We start from the raw sequence: 16,505 nt of genomic DNA on the forward strand, positions 1-16,505 counted from the left end.
GAGTTCCGTCACTCCGCCTCCTGCCGTTCTTCACCGTCCACGTGGTCGGTGCCGGTGATGCCGCGCGAGGCGAGCATCACGACGAGGAAGAGTGCCGTCATCGCGAAGCCGATCACGATGGCGGTGAGCACCAGCGCCTGCGGCATCGGGTCGGCCGTGTTGGCCAGCGTGGCGGTCAGGCCCTTGATGAGCACCGGCTCGCTGTCGACCTTGAGCCGCCCCATGCTGAAGATGAAGAGATTGACCGCGTACGAGATCAGCGTCAGGCCCATGATGACCTGGAAGGTGCGCGGGCGCAGCAGCATGTAGACGCCCGAGCCGGTGAGCACGCCGATGGCGAGTGCGAGCACGATTTCCATCAGCCGGCTCCTCCCTCGGAGGTGGCGGTGGCGGTCGCCTCCGCCTCTTTTTCTTTTTGCTCGTCGGCCCAGCGGTGGCTTCGTATCGACTGGTGGGCCAGCGCGGTCAGGATCAGCATGGTGGCACCGAGCACCAGCGCGAACACGCCGATGTCGAAGAAGAGGGCGCTGGGCACGTGCACTTCGCCCAGCAGCGGCAGGTGCAAGTGCGCGGTGTGCGTGGTGAGGAAGGGGTAGCCGAAGAACACGGCGCCGCCTCCGGTGGCCAGCGCCAGCAGCAGGCCGATGGCGATCCAGCGGCGCGGGTAGATGCGCAGGTGCTCTTCCACCCATTCGGTGCCCGACACGATGAACTGCAGCACCAGCGCGACCGACATCACCAGCCCCGCGACGAAGCCGCCGCCCGGCGCGTTGTGGCCGCGCATGAAGAAGTAGACCGACACCAGCACCGAGACGGGCAGCAGCAGCCGCACCAGCACGGCCGGCACCATCAGGTAGCCCACGGCGGTGTCCTTGGCGCGGCGCGGGTTCAGCAGGTCGCTGCTGCCGTCGTCGGCCTGCAGCCGCTGCTGGATCGGCAGCGCCATCGATTCGATGGCGGGGCGGAAGCGCCGCAGCAGCGCATACACCGTGAGCGCGACGATGCCCAGCACGGTGATCTCGCCGAAGGTGTCGAAGCCGCGGAAGTCGACCAGCATCACGTTGACCACGTTGGTGCCGCCGCCCTCGGTGAGCGCACGCTCGAGGAAGAAAGGCGAGATGCTCTGCGGGAAGGTGCGCGTCATCATGGCCCAGGCCAGCGCGGCCATGCCGCTGCCCGCGATGGCGGCGATCAGCAGGTCGCGGCCGCGGCGGCCCCAGGGCTTGAGCCGTGCGCGCGCGGGCTGCACCACGTCCTTGCTGCGCATCGGCAGCCAGCGCAGGCCCAGCAGGATCAGCACGGTGGTGACGGCCTCGACCACCAGCTGGGTCAGCGCGAGGTCGGGCGCCGAGAACCAGATGTAGGTGACGCACGAGACCAGGCCCGCGCCCGCGGCCAGCATCAGCGCCGCCAGCCGGTGGAACTTGGCCTGCCACGCGGCAGCCACCGCGCAGGTGCCGCCGATGAGCCAGGTCATGGCGAACATCGGCGAGAAGGGCAGCAGCTCGCGCGTGCCGGGCGCGGCGGGCGTGAGCCACAGCGAAGCGCTTGCGCCCGCGACGGCCACCACCACCAGCAGCAGCAACTGCCACTGCATGCGCTTCGTGCCGAAGAGGCGGCGGCTGCGGCGGCCGGCTTCGCTCAGCAGCGCGATGAGGTGCTCGAAGATGACCTGGCCGTCGAAGCGATGCAGCAGCGGCGTGTTCTCGAGGCCGCCGCGCGCGCGCTGGCGGCGCTGCAGCAGGTACAGCGCGGCGCCGCCCGCCAGCGCCACGAAGCTCATCAGCAGCGGCAGGTTGAAGCCGTGCCACACGGCGAGGCTGTATTCGGGCAGCGTGCCGCCGACGACAGGCGTGGCGGCCGCCGCGAGCATCGGCCCGACGGACCACGCCGGCGCCACCCCTACCACCAGGCACACCAGCACCAGAAGCTCGACCGGCACGCGCATCCAGTGCGGAGGCTCGTGCGGATGCTTGGGCACCTCGTCGCCGCAGGGCGGACCGAAGAACACGTCGAACACGAAGCGCGCCGAGTAGGCCACGCTGAAGATGCCCGCCAGCGTGGCGATCAGCGGCAGGCTGGAGTCGACCCACGGGGTGGCCTGGATGAACACCGTCTCGGCGAAGAACATTTCCTTCGAGAGAAAGCCGTTGAGCAGCGGCACGCCGGCCATCGAGGCGCTGGCGATGATGGCCAGCGTGCCCGTGATGGGCATGAGCCGCATCAGGCCGCTGAGCTTGCGTATGTCGCGCGTGCCTGTCTCGTGGTCGATGATGCCGGCCGCCATGAAGAGCGACGCCTTGAAGGTGGCGTGGTTCATCACGTGGAAGACCGCCGCCACCGCCGCGAGCGGGCTGTTCAGGCCCAGCAGCAGCGTGATGAGCCCGAGGTGCGAGATGGTGGAGTAGGCCAGCAGCGCCTTCAGGTCGCGCTGGAACATCGCGATGAAGCCGCCGAGCAGCAGCGTGATGGCACCGGCGCCGCCCACCATCCAGAACCACTGCTCGGTGCCCGAGAGCACGGGCCACAGCCGCGCCATCAGGAACACGCCCAGCTTCACCATGGTGGCCGAGTGCAGGTAGGCCGACACCGGCGTGGGCGCGGCCATGGCGCGCGGCAGCCAGAAATGGAACGGGAACTGCGCGCTCTTGGTGAAGGCGCCGAGCAATATCAGCGTGAGCGCGGCCGGGTAGAACTCGTGCGCGCGAATGAGATCGCCCGAGGCCAGCACCTTGTCGAGCTCGTAGCTGCCGGTGATGCGGCCCAGCACCAGCACGCCGGCCAGCAGGCACAGCCCGCCCGCGCCGGTGACGGTGAGCGCCATGCGCGCGCCGCGCCGCGCGTCGCGGCGGTGATGCCAGTAGCCGATCAGCAGGAATGAGAACAGGCTGGTGAGCTCCCAGAACAGCACCATCTGGATGAGGTTGCCCGAGAGCACCACGCCCATCATCGCGCCCATGAACGCGAGGAAGAAGGAGAAGAAGCGCGGCACCGGGTCGGAGGCCGACATGTAGTAGCGCGCGTAGAGCACCACCAGCGCGCCGATGCCCAGTACCAGCATGCAGAACAGCCATGCGAAGCCGTCCATGCGGAACACGAGGTTGAGGCCCAGGGCCGGCAGCCATTCGATCTGCTGCCGCAGCACTCCGCCGTTGGCGATCTGCGGGAAGAACCACGCGGCCTGGATGGCGCAGCCCAGCGCGACCAGCCCCGCGAGGGTCGACTCCCTGTTGCGCGCGTTGGACGGCATCAACGCGGCCAGCACGCTGGCGATGAAGGGGAGTGCGACGAGAAAGACCAGGGGCATTGGGGTCGATTCTATCGGCCGACCCTATGGAAAGCCTTATCTATAACCGCAAGACATAAGGCAGTTTTTCACCTGGTTTTCATGCAATTCAGGAGGAGAACGCCTGAACCGTGCGCAGCCCGAGCCAGGTCATGCACAGCGAGCCGCCCAGGTGCAGCGCGATGGTGCCCATTGCGAGTCCGACGCGGCCGCCGGTCAGCATGCCCACGACTTCCGCCGAGAAGCTCGAGAAGGTGGTGAGCGTGCCGAGGAAGCCGGTGATGACCATGAGCCGCCATGCGGGGTTGATGTCGGGCAGGCCGCTGAACACGCCGATGGCCACGCCGATGAGATAGCCGCCGATCAGGTTCACGGCCAGCGTGCCCCAGGGCAGGATGCCGCCGGGGTTGAGCCAGAGGGCGAAGCCCCAGCGCATGAGGGCGCCGACGCATGCGGCGAGACAGATGACGATGACGTTCAGCAGCATGGCCGCGATTATCCGCAAGCCGCGCGGCGGCCCGGCCGGGCTACTTCTCGCGGCCCATCACGACGTCCGGCAGGATCGTCACGATGCTCGGGAACAGCGTGATCAGCACGATGCACAGCACCAGGCAGAAGAAGAACGGGATCGCCGCCTTCGCGATCACGTTGCTGTCCTTGCCGGTCATGTTCTGCAGCACGAAGAGGTTGAAGCCCACCGGCGGCGTGACCTCGGCGATCTCGACCAGCAGCACGATGAAGATGCCGAACCAGATCAGGTCGAAGCCCGCCTTCTGGATCATGGGCAGCACTACCGCGCTGGTGAGCACGATCATCGAGATGCCGTCGAGCGCGGTGCCCAGCACCAGGTACACCAGCACCAGCGCGCCGATCAGCGCGTAGGGCGACAGGTGCATGCTGTCGACCCACTCCGCCAGCTCGCGCGGAATGCCGGTGAAGGCCATGGTCTTGGTGAGGAAGGCGGCGCCGGCCAGGATGAACATGATCATGCAGCTGGTGCGCGTGGCGCCCATGATGCCGTCCTTGAAGTTCTTCCAGGTGAGGCTGCGGCCCCAGGCCGCGATGGCCAGCGAGCCCAGCACGCCGAAGGCCGCGCACTCGGTGGCGGTGGCCCAGCCGGCCACCAGCACCCAGACGATGAAGACGATCAGCAGCGCGCAGGGAATGAGGTTGCCCGACAGCCGGATCTTCTCCATGAAGGTCGTAGGCGGATCCGCGGGCGGCACCTGGCCCGGGTTGCGCAGGCTCCACCAGCCGATGTAGCCCGAGAACAGCACCATCAGCAGCAGGCCCGGCAGGAAGCCGGCCAGGAAGATGCGGATGATCGAGGCATCGGCCGCCACCGCGTACACCACCATGGTGATCGACGGCGGGATCAGGATGCCCAGCGTGCCGGCGGTGGCCAGCGAGCCGATGGCCAGCTTCTCGTTGTAGCCGCGGCGCTTGAGCTCGGGCAGCGCCACCTTGGCGATGGTCGCGCAGGTGGCGGCCGACGAGCCCGAGACCGAGCCGAACACGCCGCAGCCGAGGATGGTGGTGTGCATCAGCCGGCCGGGCACGCGGTTGAGCCAGGGGCGCAGGCCCTCGAACATCTCCTCGCTGAGCTTGGTCCGGAACAGGATCTCGCCCATCCATATGAAGAGCGGCAGCGCCGCGAGCTCCCAGCTCGCATTGCTCTCCCAGAAGGCCGAGAACAGGTTCTTGCCCGGCAGCGTGTTGGTGAAGAAGGCCTGGCCGACCCAGCCGACGATGGCCAGTGTCATCGCGATCCACACGCCGCCCGCCAGGAGCAGCAGCATGATCGCGAGCAGCAGCGCGCCCATCCAGAGGTTTTCGAACATCGGGTGTCTTTGCTGTTGTTGTCGTTGTGTCGTGTGCGCTCAGACGTCGGATGAGAAGTCGCCCGCCGCGTGGCGCTCCTCGATGGCGCGCTGGTAACTGGGCTTCTCGCCGCGCACCACGCCGACCAGCTCGTCGATCATGGCGATCAGCAGCAGCCAGCAGCCGATCACGAAGGTCGATTGCGGAATCCAGATCGGAATGACGACCAGGCCTGTCGCCATCTCGGCGAACTCGTAGCTTTCATAAGTGAAGCTGGTGGCCCAGTAGGTGAGGTAGGCCACCGACACCGCGGCGATCAGCAGGCAGGTCACGTCGAGCGCGCGGCGCACCTTGGGCGACACCGCTTCCAGCAGCAGCGTCACGCGCACGAAGTCGCCGTGGCGGAACGCATGCGCCATCGCGAAGAACGCGGCGGCGGCGCACAGCCAGGCCACCACGTCGTTGAGGCCGCTCACGTGCCAGTTCATCTGCCGGCCCACGCCGGCCAGGATCATCAGCACGAAGATCAGGAACACGCAGAGCGCGCCCAGCGCGCCTGCACCGTCGTACAGGCGGTCGAGGAGTCGGCGCATGGCTCAGGTCTCCCGCCGGGCCGCCCCAAGGGAGGCCTGCGCCCCCTCGGGGGGCAGCGATACGCGAAGCGATGAGCGTGGGGGCGTCATCATTTCTTCTTGTAGGTGTCGACGATGGCAGCGCCGTCGGCGCCGGCAACCTTCAGCCAGTCGGCCTGCATGATGCCGCCGACCTGGCGCATGTCGGCGTCGAGCTTGGGCGAGGGCTTGTGGATCTTCATGCCGCGCTCGGCGAGCAGGCGCTTGTATTCCTCGTTCTTCTCCTGGGCCACCTTCCAGCCGCGTGCCTCGGCATCGGCTGCGGCCTTGGTGACGGCGGCCTTGGTGGTCGCGTCGAGCGCGTCGAAGGCCTTGGCATTCACGAGGATCGCGTTCTTGGGGATCCAGGCCTGCGTGTCGTAGAAGTTCTTGATGTGCTCGTAGGTCTTGGTGTCGTAGCCGGTGGAGCCGGAGCTCATGTAGCTCTCGATCACGCCCGTGGCCATGGCCGCGCTGAGTTCGGCCTGCTGGATCTGCACCGGCTGCGCGCCGATGAGTTCGGCGATCTTGGCTGTGGCCGGGCTGTAGGCACGCCACTTGATGCCGCGCAGATCGGCCACCGAGCCGATTTCCTTTTTGGTGTAGATGCCCTGCGGCGCCCACGGCACCACGAAGAGCACCTTGATGCCCTGGGCCGCGAGCAGCTTCTCCATGGCGGGCTTCGATGCGTCGTAGAGCTTCCTGGCGTCGGGGTAGGTGGTGGCGAGGAAGGGAACGCCATCGAGCGCGTAGATCGGGTTCTCGTTGGCGAAGTTGGCCAGCAGGATCTCGCCGGCCTGCGCCTGGCCGCTCTGCACCGCGCGCTTGATCTCGGGCGCCTTGAACAGCGAAGCGTTGGCATGCACCGTGATCTTCACCTTGCCGCCCGTGGCCGCGTCGACGTCCTTCGCGAACTGCGTGATGTTTTCCGTGTGGTAGTTGGTTGCCGGGTAGGCGGTGGGGAGGTCCCACTTGGTCTGGGCGAAGGCCGCGGCGCCGAGGGTGAGGCCCGCGAGGGCAATGCCGAACTTGTGATTCATTGACTCGCTCCGGAATGTAGTGAAAGCAAAACGAAAGGAAGCTTACGTGCAAATTCCGGGCCACTTCCTGAGGCTTTTCCCTGCCATCGCGTGCATGCTCGCGCGCATGAAAAAGCCGCCCGAAGGCGGCTTTGCATATTTCTACCTAAGCGGAATCAGGGCTTGGCGGCCTTCGCTTCCTTCGTTCCCTTCTCTCCCTTCGATGGGGCGGGCGCCGCGTCGCCGAAGCTCTTGCCGTTGACGGTCAGGCCTTCTGCCGAGAGCTTGGCCGCCTTCTTCTCCTTCACGCCCTTCACGCGCTGCATGAAGTCGGGCCAGTCCTTGAACTCGCCCGTCTTGCGTGCATCGAGGATGCGCTTGGACATCGACGGGCCGACGCCCTTGATGCCGTCGAGATCGGCTTCCGTGCCCTTGTTGACGTCGACGGCGGCGAACGATGCGACCGCGAACAGCATGGCCGTGGTAGCCAGGATCTTCTTGAACATGGTAATTAAAACTCCCTGAATCTTGTTGATGAGTGACAGCCGACGGAAATGTCGGCCCGCGCTCAACGAGACACGAAAGCAGGGCGTTGACGCATGAAGGCCGTGCCGGCCTCCACGTGACCATTGTTCAGAAAAGTGATCAGAGTTCTTCGACGCGGCGCGGCGGATAGCTGTCCCAGGCCTGGCAGCCGGGGCAGTGCCAGAAGTACTGGTGTGCCTCGAAACCGCAGGCCGCGCAGCGGTAGCGCATGAGCGGACGCGTGGCCTGGTCGAGCGCGCGCTGCACCTGCGGATGGAACTGCTCGTGCTCGAACTTTTCGCCCGCGAGCCAGCGCGACGCGGCGACCAGCGAGGGCTGCTGCGCGAGATGTGCAATGTAGCCGTCGCGCGGCGTGGGGTTCGGTTCTTCCGTGGTCGCGGACGGCTTGCCGCCGAGCGCCATCAGCGCCTCGAGCACGTCGATGGAAGGCGACTCGACATAGCGCCGCTGCAGCAGTTCGAGCGCATCGGCCTCGCGATGCGCGGCCACGGCGGCCTGCTGCAGCGTGGCGGCATAGAGCGGCAGCGCCAGCGGCGCGGTGTCGCTCAGGGCCACGAGCGTGTCGAAGGCCGCGTTCGCGTCGCCCTTGCGCATCTGCAGGCTGGCGGTGTCGATGGCCGGGCGTGGAGCTTGGGGCGCCAGCTCGACGGCCTGCGCCAGCAGCTTTTCGGCGCCGGGCAGGTCGCCTGCGGCGACGCGTTCCGTCGCCTGCTCGCAGAGGTGGTGCGCGCGGCGCGTGCTGTAGCTGGCCTGGTCGGACTCGTCGAGCTTCTGCGCCACGTCGGCGGCCTGCGCCCATTCGCGCGAGCGCTCGTAGATGGCGAGCAGCGCGAGCCGTGCCTCGTTCTCGTAGCGCGTGCCTTCGAGCTTCTGCAGCGCGGCCTCGGCGCGGTCGAGCAGGCCGGCGCGAAGGAAGTCTTGCGCGAGTGCGTGCTGCGCGCGCTCGCGGTCGCTGCGGCTCAGGTCGCCACGTCCCAACAGGTGCTCGTGCACGCGCACGGCGCGCTGGTACTCGCCGCGGCGGCGGAACAGGTTGCCGAGCGCGAAGTGCAGTTCCTGCGTGTCGGGGTCGTTCTGCACGGCCTCGATGAAGGCGTCGATGGCCTGGTCCTGCTGTTCGTTGAGCAGGAAGTTGAGACCGCGGAAGTAGGCCTTGGGCGCCTGCCGGTTCTCCAGCTTGAGCTGGCGGATGTCGAAGCGCGATGCGAGCCAGCCCAGCACGAAGGCGACGGGCAGGCTGATCAGCAGCCAGCTGGGATCAAAGTCCATGTTGACGTACGGCGGGGAGATCGGTGGCGGAGATGGTCGGTGCTGCCGGGGTTGCGGCTGCCGCGGTGGCCGCCGGTGCGGGCGGCTGGGCTTCGGTGCTGGCCGGTGCCTGCGCTGCCGCGGCGCGATGCTTCCACCAGCCCGGCAGCATGCCCAGCGCTCCCACCACGAGCCCGCCCGCAAAGGCCGCGAGCACCACGAGCACCAGTGGCGCGCGCCAGTAGGTGCCGAAGAAGAAGTAGACGGTCGCGTCGTGCTGGTTGTTCAGCGCGAAGGCGAAGAGCGTAAAAAAAATGGCTGCCTTGAGCAGCCACAGGAGGTATTTCATGCACGTTCCCGTTGGCGGTGAATTATTGCTCGCCCCCAGGCTGCGCGCACTTCGTGTCGCTTCGCCAACCCCCTACCGGGGGCGTGCCGGCCGCTTCGGGCGGCCGCGCGCAGCGGCCCCCTGAAAGGAGCTGTGCGATTGTCACTTGAGTTTGCTCTTGGCGTCCTTGGCGTCGAGCTCGACAGTCTTTGCGTCGACGGCTTCGCGCAGTGCCTTGCCAGGCTTGAAGTGCGGCACCCGCTTCTCGGGGATCTGCACGCTCTCGCCCGAGCGCGGGTTGCGGCCGATGCGCGGCGGGCGTCGGTTGACCGAGAAGCTGCCGAAGCCGCGGATCTCGATGCGGTGCCCGCGTACCAGCGCGTCGCTCATCGCGTCGAGGATGGTCTTGACGGCGTATTCGGCATCGCGGTGCGTGAGCTGTGCAAAGCGGGCTGCGAGTTCTTCGACGAGGTCCGAGCGTGTCATAGGCCAAACATAAACGAAAAACGTGGACGAAAAAAAAGACAGAGCGGCCCCAGGGCCTGCTCTGTCTTCCGGCTCAGCTTACTTGCTGTCGTTGTTGTCCAGCTTGGCGCGCAGCAGGGCGCCCAGGCTGGTCGTGCCCGCGTTCTCGCGTGCCGACTGCTGGCTCAGGCTGGCCATGGCGCCTTGCTCGTCGACCATGTCCTTCTGCTTGATCGACAGCTGGATGTTGCGGGTCTTGCGATCCACGTTCACGACGATGGCCGTGACTTCGTCGCCTTCCTTCAGCACGTTGCGGGCATCTTCGACGCGGTCGCGCGAGATTTCCGAAGCACGCAGGTAGCCGACGATGTCCTCGCCCAGGTCGATCTCGGCGCCGCGGGCGTCGACCGTCTTGACCTTGCCGGTCACGATCTGGCCCTTGTCGTTCACCGTGGTGAACGTGGTGAACGGGTCGCTGTCGAGCTGCTTGATGCCCAGCGAGATGCGCTCGCGGTCGACGTCGACTGCCAGCACGATCGCTTCGACTTCCTGGCCCTTCTTGTAGTTGCGAACGGCGGTTTCGCCAGCTTCGTTCCACGAGAGGTCGGACAGGTGAACCAGGCCGTCGATGCCGGCAGCCAGACCCACGAACACGCCGAAGTCGGTGATCGACTTGATCGGGCCCTTGACGCGGTCGCCGCGCTTGGTGTTCTGCGCGAACTCTTGCCACGGGTTGGCCTTGCACTGCTTCATGCCCAGGCTGATACGGCGCTTGTCTTCGTCGATTTCCAGGACCATGACTTCGACTTCGTCGCCCAGCGAGACGATCTTGTTCGGAGCGATGTTCTTGTTGGTCCAGTCCATTTCGGAGACGTGCACCAGGCCTTCGATGCCGGGTTCGAGTTCGACGAACGCGCCGTAGTCGGCAATGTTCGTGACCTTGCCGAACAGACGGGTGCCTTGCGGGTAGCGGCGCGAAACGCCCATCCACGGGTCGTCGCCCATCTGCTTCAGACCCAGCGACACACGGTTCTTCTCGGTGTCGAACTTGAGGATCTTGGCGGTGATTTCCTGGCCGGCCTGAACGACTTCGCTCGGGTGACGCACGCGACGCCATGCCATGTCGGTGATGTGCAGCAGGCCGTCGATGCCGCCGAGGTCCACGAACGCACCGTATTCGGTGATGTTCTTGACCACGCCGCGCACGACTGCGCCTTCCTTCAGCGTTTCCATCAGCTTGGCGCGTTCTTCGCCCATGCTGGCTTCGACCACGGCACGGCGCGACAGCACGACGTTGTTGCGCTTGCGGTCCAGCTTGATGACCTTGAATTCGAGGGTCTTGTTCTCGTAGGGGGTCAGGTCCTTGATCGGACGCGTGTCGATCAGCGAGCCCGGCAGGAACGCGCGGATGCCGTTGACCAGGACGGTCAGGCCGCCCTTGACCTTGCCGCTGGTGGTGCCGGTGACGAAGTCGCCCGATTCCAGTGCCTTCTCGAGGGCGAGCCACGAAGCCAGACGCTTGGCGGTGTCGCGCGAGAGGATGGTGTCGCCGTAGCCGTTTTCAACGCTGCCGATGGCAACGGAAACGAAGTCGCCGGCCTGCACTTCGAGTTCGCCCTTGTCGTTCTTGAACTCTTCGATCGGCACGTACGCTTCGGACTTCAGACCGGCGTTGACGACGACGTGGTTGTGTTCCACACGCACGACTTCGGCGGTGATGACCTCGCCCGTGCGCATTTCGGAACGCTTCAGGGACTCTTCGAACAGATCGGCAAAAGATTCAGACATTTATGTTTCCTTCCGTCAGGCAGGGTTGGCAGGCGCTCTTGCGAAATTGCGTGCGGCTGCTGTGGGTCTGTAGACGGCGGTTTTGTGGGCATGAGCCCGGTTGGTTGAACAACCAGCAGGCCGGTGCGCTGTCGCGCGGAAGGAGCCTGCTGGAGCGGTATGCGCCTCCGGATATTCCGTCTGGCGCCAGCTTTTCAAGCGGACTTGAAAGGCTGTCACTTCAAACCGCTCAAGCGGGCTTGAACGGCTGAATTTCCTGCCACCAGTCCAACACCGTATCGATCGATTGCTCGATGGACAACTGGGAGTTGTCGAGATGGCGGGCGTCCTGCGCCGGCTTCAGGGGGGCGACGCTGCGGGAAGAATCCCTGGCGTCACGTGCCTCCAAGTCGGAGCGAAGACTGTCGAGTGTAGTCGAAATTCCCTTTGAAATCAACTGCTTATGCCGCCGTTCGGCACGCTGGGCGGCGCTGGCGGTGAGGAAGACCTTGAGCGTGGCGTCGGGGAAAATCACGGTGCCCATGTCGCGGCCGTCGGCCACCAGTCCCGGCAGCCGGCGAAAACGCTGCTGCAGGGCCAGCAGCGCCTCGCGCACGGCCGGCAGCGTGGATACGCGGGAGGCGTCCATGCCGGCAGCCTCGGTGCGGATCTCTTCGCTGACGTCTTCCCCGTTCAGCAGCACCTTGCCCTCGGTGAACTGCAGGGGCAGGGCGGCGGCGAGGGCGGCTATCTGAGCCTCGTGCTGCGAATCGGCGCTCAGGCCGGCGCGGCGCATGGCCAGGCCGGTCACGCGGTAGAGCGAGCCCGAATCGAGGTAGTGGTAGCCCAGCAGGCGCGCCACTTCGGCCGCCAGCGTGCCCTTGCCCGAGGCGGTCGGGCCGTCGATGCAGATCACCGGCACCTCGGCGGTCTCGGCCACCGAGAAGAGCGTTTCGAAATAGTCGGGGAAGGTCTTGGCGACGCAGTGCGGATCGAGGATGCGCACCGGCACGCCGGCCGGGTTGAACGCCGCCAGCGAGAAGCACATGGCCACGCGGTGGTCGTCATAGGTGCGGATGCTCGCGGCGCGCCAGCCGGCCTGCGCCAGCGGATGCACCCGGATGAAATCGGGCCCGGCCTCGACCGTGGCGCCGAGCTTCTGAAGCTCGTTGGCCATGGCGTCGATGCGGTCGGTTTCCTTCACGCGCCAGCTCGCGATGTTGCGCAGCGTGGTGGGGCCGTCGGCGTACAGCGCCATCACGGCCAGCGTCATCGCGGCGTCCGGAATGTGGTTCGCGTCGAGGTCGATGGCCTTGAGCGGCCAGGCGCCGCGGCGGATCTCGAGCCAGTTCGGCCCGCTGTCGACCAGCGCGCCCATCTGGCGGGCGGCGTCGATGAAGCGGATGTCGCCCTGGATCGAGTCCGCGCCCACGCCCTCGATGCGGATGCCGTCCTTGCCGGAAACACCCGTGGCGATGGCGCCGAGCGCGATGAAATAGCTGGCGGACGAGGCGTCGGCCTCGACGTGGATGTCGCCGGGCGAGCTGTAGCGGCTGCCGGCGGGGATGGTGAAGCGCTCCCAGCCTTCGCGCTGCACCTGGATGCCGAATCGCGCCAGCAGGTTCAGCGTGATCTCGATGTACGGCTTGGAGATCAGCTCGCCGACCACCTCGATCACGATGTCGCCGGCCGCCGCGATCGGCAGCGCCAGCAGCAGCGCGGTGAGGAACTGGCTCGACACGTCGCCGCGCACGCGGATCGGGGCGTCGAGCGCCAGCTCGCCATGCGGCACCGGGCGGATGCGCAGCGGCGGGTAGCCGGGGTTGCCGAGGTAGTCGATGCGGCAGCCGAGCTGCGTCAGCGCGTCGACGAGGTCGCCAATGGGGCGCTCGTGCATGCGCGGCACGCCACTGAGCTCGAATTCACCGCCCAGCAGCGACAGCGCCGCGGTGAGCGGGCGCATGGCCGTGCCGGCATTGCCGAGGAAGAGGGGGAGCAGCGCCTCATTGGGCTTCTTCAACTGCCCGCCGAGGCCGGTGATGCGCAGCGTGCTGCCGTCGGGATCGACGCCGCAGCCCAGGGCGCGCAGCGCGTCGAGCATCACGCGCGTGTCGTCGGAGTCGAGCAGGTCGTGGATGGTCGTGGTGCCGCTGGCGAGCGCCGCCAGCAGGAGCACGCGGTTCGAGATGCTCTTGGAACCCGGCAGCCGTACCGTGCCGGCCGCGCCCGTCAGGGGCGGGAGGTCGAGGAAGGTCGTCGAGAACATCTCAGTTGTCCTGCTGCTGCGACGCGGTGTCGGCGGCCGGCTTCCAGGCCGCCCGCGTCTTGCTGGCCGCGGCGATGGAGAGCTCCAGGCCCTGCAGGTCGCTTGCGGACATCATCGCCTCGAAGTCGTCCAGGGCCTTGCGGAAGGCGCGCGACTGCTCCAGCACGTGCTCGCGGTTGGCCAGCAGCACGTCGCGCCACATGACCGGATCGCTCGCGGCGATGCGCGAAAAGTCGCGGAAGCCCGGCCCGGCGAGGCTCAGGAAGCGCTCGCCCTGCGGCTGCGCGGCCAGGCCGTTGATGTACGCGAAGGCCAGCAGGTGCGGCAAATGGCTCACGGCGGCGAAGGCACCGTCGTGCTCCTCGTGCGTCATCGTGACGACGTTGGCGCCGATGCCGCTCCAGACCTGCGTGGCCCGCTGCACGTTCGAGCGCAGCGTGGTCTTCACGGGGGTCAGCACGACCTGGCGGCCGGTGAAGAGCGAGGCCTCGGCATGCTCGATGCCCGAGAGCTCCTTGCCGGCAATGGGGTGCGCTGGAACGAAGCTCGCGAACTGGCGCTGCAGGCCGTTGCGTGCGGCCTCGATCACGTCGCCCTTGGTCGAGCCCACGTCCATGACCAGCGTCTCGCTCGAGATGCCGTGGCGGATGGCCTTGAAAGTGGCCTCCGACGCTGCCACCGGCACCGCCAGCAACACGATGTCGGCACCCGACACCGCCAGCAGCGCCGAGGGCGCCGCCACGTCGATCACGCCGAGCTGGCGCGCCCTTTCGGTGGTGGAGGGCGACTTGCTGTAGCCCACCACGCGTTTCACCAGCTTCGCGCGCTTGAGTGCGAGCGCGAAGGAGCCGCCCATCAGGCCGCAGCCGATCAGTCCCAGTTGTTCGAACATGCTGTCTCTGTGTGTCTGCCTGCCGTTCAGGCCTTGACGGGATAGGCGCCCAGTACCTTGTAGAAGGCGCAGAGTCCGCGCAGCTCGGCCAGCGCGGCAGCCACGTTGGGCTGCGAGGGGTGGCCGTCGAGGTCGATGTAGAAGTAGTACTCCCACTGGCCGGTGCGCGCGGGGCGCGACTCGAAGCGCGTCATCGAGACGTTGTTGACCTTCAGCGGCACCAGCAGGTCGTGCACCGCGCCGGGGCGGTTCGGCACCGAGACGATCAGGCTCGTGCAGTCGCGGCCCGATGCCGGCGGCATGGCCAGCGTCTGCGGCAGGCAGATCACCGAGAAGCGGGTGCGGTTGTAGGAGTCGTCCTGGATCGCGTGCGCCACGATGTGCAGGCCGAAGCGCGTGGCGGCGCGTTCGCCGGCCAGCGCGGCCCAGTTCGGATTGGTGGCCGCGAGTCGGGCGCCCTCGGCGTTGCTCGACACGGCGCGCCGCTCGGCGTTGGGCAGGTGCTTGGACAGCCAGGTCTGGCATTGCGCCAGCGCCTGGGGATGAGCCAGCACGGCCTCGATGCCTTCGAGCGAGTTGCTGCTGCGCAGCAGGTGGTGGCGGACCAGCAGGCTGACTTCGCCGACCACATGGGTAGGCGAGTGCAGGAACAGGTCGAGCGAACGCGTGACCACGCCTTCGGTCGAGTTCTCGACGCCGACAACGCCGTACTGGGCGCTGCCCGCGGCGGTGGCGTGGAACACCTCGTCGAAGCTGGCGCAGTAGATCAGGTCGGCGGCGCCGCCGAAGTACTCGATGGCGGCCTGTTCGCAGAAGGTGCCTTCGGGGCCGAGCACGGCCACGCGCTGCGGCGACTCGAGCGCCAGACAGGCCGACATGATCTCGCGCCAGATGGCGGCCACGTGGATGTCCTTGAGCGGGCCGCCATTGCTCTTCTGCATCTTGTCGATGACCTGCGCCACGCGATCGGGGCGGAAGTACGGCGTGCCCTCGCGCTTCTTGACCTCGCCGACCAGCTCGGCCACGTGGGCCCGCTCGTTGAGCAGGCTGAGCAGTCGCTGGTCGAGCGAGTCGATCTGCACGCGCAGATCGGCCAGGCTTTCGGAATTGTCGGGAGAGGAGGAGGGCGGTGTGGGTACGGAGGCGGTCATCGGTGCGAGCGGCTGGGCATGCGCCTAGGCATGCGATCGCTCGAATTCTCGCATGTAGGCCACGAGAGCCTGCACCCCTGCCAGCGGCATGGCGTTGTAAATGCTCGCGCGCATGCCTCCGACCGACTTGTGGCCCTTGAGCTGCAGCAGCCCGGCTTCGCGCGCGCCGGCCAGGAAGGCCTCGTTGCGGCCCTCGTCGGCCAGGAAGAACGGCACGTTCATCCGCGAGCGGCAGGTCGGGTCGATACGGTTGGCGTAGAAATCGGAGCCATCGATGAAGTCGTACAGCAGCTTCGCCTTGGCGATGTTGCGCTGCTCCATGGCGGCGACACCGGTGTGGGAGCCCTCGGTCTGCTCCAGCAGCCACTTGAACGTGAGCCCCGCCATGTAGATGCCCCAGGTCGGCGGGGTGTTGTACATGGAGTGGTTGTCCGCCACGGTCTTGTAGTTGAACGCGCTCGGGCAGATCTCGAGCGCATGGCCGAGCAGGTCGTCGCGCACAACCACGATGGTCAGGCCGGCGGGGCCGAGGTTCTTTTGGGCGCCGCCGAACGCGAGGCCCACGCGGCTCCAGTCGACGCTGCGCGAGGCGACGTGCGACGAGAAGTCGATGACCAGCGGCGCACTGCTGCCGAGCGCGGCCAGGTCGGGCAATTGCTGGAATTCGATGCCGTTGATGGTCTCGTTCGAGCACACGTGCACGTACGAGGCATCCTTCGAGAGCTGCCAGGTCGCGGGATCGGGCAGTTTCGTGTGCTGGTCGTCGGCATTGCTGGCGGCCACGCGAGCGGCGCAGTAGCGCTGCGCTTCCTTGTGCGACTTGCTGCTCCAGCTGCCTGTGATGACGAAGTCGGCGGTCTTGCCGCGCGACAGGTTCAGCGGAACGATGGCGTTCTCGCCGAGCCCGCCGCCCTGCATGAACAGGATTTGGAAGTTCGAGGGAATCGCCAGCAGCGTGCGGAGGTCGGCTTCGGCCTGCGTGCAGATCGAACCGAACTCCTTGCCGCGATGGCTCATCTCCATCACGCTCATGCCACTGCCTTGCCAGTCGAGCATTTCGGCGGCGGCGCGTTGCAGCACCGCCTCCGGCATGGCGGCCGGACCG

The 16,505-nt window shown here is 67.0% G+C and carries 15 protein-coding genes; all 15 read right to left on the minus strand.

The window, feature by feature from the left end; translation table 11 throughout:
* Positions 1 to 8 precede the first annotated feature (8 nt).
* Complete coding sequence (locus ABL840_RS11350; RefSeq protein ID WP_093199043.1) at positions 9 to 359, minus strand: Na+/H+ antiporter subunit C; 351 nt, start codon at positions 357 to 359, stop codon at positions 9 to 11.
* On the minus strand, positions 359 to 3,307 hold the full coding sequence (locus ABL840_RS11355; RefSeq protein ID WP_093301115.1) for a monovalent cation/H+ antiporter subunit A: 2,949 nt from the start codon (positions 3,305 to 3,307) through the stop codon (positions 359 to 361). Before ABL840_RS11355 ends, ABL840_RS11350 begins: the two co-directional genes overlap by 1 nt.
* Before the next feature lie 88 nt (positions 3,308 to 3,395).
* Complete coding sequence (crcB, locus tag ABL840_RS11360; RefSeq protein ID WP_093301113.1) at positions 3,396 to 3,773, minus strand: fluoride efflux transporter CrcB; 378 nt, start codon at positions 3,771 to 3,773, stop codon at positions 3,396 to 3,398.
* A 40-nt stretch (positions 3,774 to 3,813) separates the two neighbouring features.
* Positions 3,814 to 5,127, minus strand: a complete 1,314-nt coding sequence (locus tag ABL840_RS11365) for a TRAP transporter large permease (RefSeq protein WP_176947441.1) — start codon at positions 5,125 to 5,127, stop codon at positions 3,814 to 3,816.
* A 39-nt stretch (positions 5,128 to 5,166) separates the two neighbouring features.
* Positions 5,167 to 5,700 carry a TRAP transporter small permease gene (locus ABL840_RS11370; RefSeq protein ID WP_093301112.1) on the minus strand — a complete coding sequence of 178 codons (534 nt, stop codon included), beginning with the start codon at positions 5,698 to 5,700 and terminating at the stop codon, positions 5,167 to 5,169.
* 89 nt (positions 5,701 to 5,789) lie between these two features.
* Positions 5,790 to 6,758, minus strand: a complete 969-nt coding sequence (locus tag ABL840_RS11375; RefSeq protein WP_093199053.1) for a TRAP transporter substrate-binding protein — start codon at positions 6,756 to 6,758, stop codon at positions 5,790 to 5,792.
* Positions 6,759 to 6,913: 155 nt separating this feature from the next.
* On the minus strand, positions 6,914 to 7,243 hold the full coding sequence (locus ABL840_RS11380) for a ComEA family DNA-binding protein (RefSeq protein WP_093301110.1): 330 nt from the start codon (positions 7,241 to 7,243) through the stop codon (positions 6,914 to 6,916).
* Positions 7,244 to 7,382: 139 nt separating this feature from the next.
* Complete coding sequence (gene lapB / locus ABL840_RS11385; RefSeq protein ID WP_093301108.1) at positions 7,383 to 8,552, minus strand: lipopolysaccharide assembly protein LapB; 1,170 nt, start codon at positions 8,550 to 8,552, stop codon at positions 7,383 to 7,385.
* Positions 8,542 to 8,880 carry a LapA family protein gene (locus tag ABL840_RS11390; RefSeq protein ID WP_093199060.1) on the minus strand — a complete coding sequence of 113 codons (339 nt, stop codon included), beginning with the start codon at positions 8,878 to 8,880 and terminating at the stop codon, positions 8,542 to 8,544. The genes lapB and ABL840_RS11390 overlap by 11 nt, the downstream gene beginning before the upstream one ends.
* Before the next feature lie 141 nt (positions 8,881 to 9,021).
* Positions 9,022 to 9,345 carry an integration host factor subunit beta gene (locus ABL840_RS11395; RefSeq protein WP_093301107.1) on the minus strand — a complete coding sequence of 108 codons (324 nt, stop codon included), beginning with the start codon at positions 9,343 to 9,345 and terminating at the stop codon, positions 9,022 to 9,024.
* 78 nt (positions 9,346 to 9,423) lie between these two features.
* A complete protein-coding gene (gene rpsA / locus ABL840_RS11400; protein WP_019654767.1) occupies positions 9,424 to 11,112 on the minus strand; it encodes a 30S ribosomal protein S1 in 1,689 nt (562 codons plus the stop codon).
* A gap of 229 nt (positions 11,113 to 11,341) precedes the next feature.
* Complete coding sequence (locus tag ABL840_RS11405) at positions 11,342 to 13,357, minus strand: bifunctional 3-phosphoshikimate 1-carboxyvinyltransferase/cytidylate kinase (RefSeq protein ID WP_093301105.1); 2,016 nt, start codon at positions 13,355 to 13,357, stop codon at positions 11,342 to 11,344.
* A 1-nt stretch (position 13,358) separates the two neighbouring features.
* Positions 13,359 to 14,249, minus strand: coding sequence for a prephenate dehydrogenase (locus ABL840_RS11410; RefSeq protein WP_093199067.1), 891 nt, complete (start codon positions 14,247 to 14,249; stop codon positions 13,359 to 13,361).
* A 26-nt stretch (positions 14,250 to 14,275) separates the two neighbouring features.
* A complete protein-coding gene (gene pheA, locus ABL840_RS11415; protein WP_093301104.1) occupies positions 14,276 to 15,400 on the minus strand; it encodes a prephenate dehydratase in 1,125 nt (374 codons plus the stop codon).
* Positions 15,401 to 15,424: 24 nt separating this feature from the next.
* Positions 15,425 to 16,492 (minus strand): 3-phosphoserine/phosphohydroxythreonine transaminase, encoded by a 1,068-nt coding sequence (gene serC, locus ABL840_RS11420; RefSeq protein ID WP_418116353.1) that lies wholly within the window; start codon positions 16,490 to 16,492, stop codon positions 15,425 to 15,427.
* Between the last annotated feature and the right edge of the window lie 13 nt (positions 16,493 to 16,505).

Source organism: Variovorax sp. NFACC27 (assembly GCF_048301545.1).
GTDB classification, from domain to species: domain Bacteria; phylum Pseudomonadota; class Gammaproteobacteria; order Burkholderiales; family Burkholderiaceae_C; genus Variovorax; species Variovorax gossypii.

Coding starts and splice junctions, on each gene's coding strand:
- ABL840_RS11390 (WP_093199060.1), bottom strand. CDS start 8,880: ATGAAATACCTCCTGTGGCTGCTCAAGGCAGCCATTTTTTTTACGCTC.
- ABL840_RS11395 (WP_093301107.1), bottom strand. CDS start 9,345: ATGACACGCTCGGACCTCGTCGAAGAACTCGCAGCCCGCTTTGCACAG.
- pheA (WP_093301104.1), bottom strand. CDS start 15,400: ATGACCGCCTCCGTACCCACACCGCCCTCCTCCTCTCCCGACAATTCC.
- ABL840_RS11410 (WP_093199067.1), bottom strand. CDS start 14,249: ATGTTCGAACAACTGGGACTGATCGGCTGCGGCCTGATGGGCGGCTCC.
- ABL840_RS11405 (WP_093301105.1), bottom strand. CDS start 13,357: ATGTTCTCGACGACCTTCCTCGACCTCCCGCCCCTGACGGGCGCGGCC.
- rpsA (WP_019654767.1), bottom strand. CDS start 11,112: ATGTCTGAATCTTTTGCCGATCTGTTCGAAGAGTCCCTGAAGCGTTCC.
- serC (WP_418116353.1), bottom strand. CDS start 16,492: ATGCCGGAGGCGGTGCTGCAACGCGCCGCCGCCGAAATGCTCGACTGG.
- ABL840_RS11375 (WP_093199053.1), bottom strand. CDS start 6,758: ATGAATCACAAGTTCGGCATTGCCCTCGCGGGCCTCACCCTCGGCGCC.
- ABL840_RS11350 (WP_093199043.1), bottom strand. CDS start 359: ATGGAAATCGTGCTCGCACTCGCCATCGGCGTGCTCACCGGCTCGGGC.
- ABL840_RS11380 (WP_093301110.1), bottom strand. CDS start 7,243: ATGTTCAAGAAGATCCTGGCTACCACGGCCATGCTGTTCGCGGTCGCA.
- lapB (WP_093301108.1), bottom strand. CDS start 8,552: ATGGACTTTGATCCCAGCTGGCTGCTGATCAGCCTGCCCGTCGCCTTC.
- ABL840_RS11355 (WP_093301115.1), bottom strand. CDS start 3,307: ATGCCCCTGGTCTTTCTCGTCGCACTCCCCTTCATCGCCAGCGTGCTG.
- ABL840_RS11370 (WP_093301112.1), bottom strand. CDS start 5,700: ATGCGCCGACTCCTCGACCGCCTGTACGACGGTGCAGGCGCGCTGGGC.
- crcB (WP_093301113.1), bottom strand. CDS start 3,773: ATGCTGCTGAACGTCATCGTCATCTGTCTCGCCGCATGCGTCGGCGCC.
- ABL840_RS11365 (WP_176947441.1), bottom strand. CDS start 5,127: ATGTTCGAAAACCTCTGGATGGGCGCGCTGCTGCTCGCGATCATGCTG.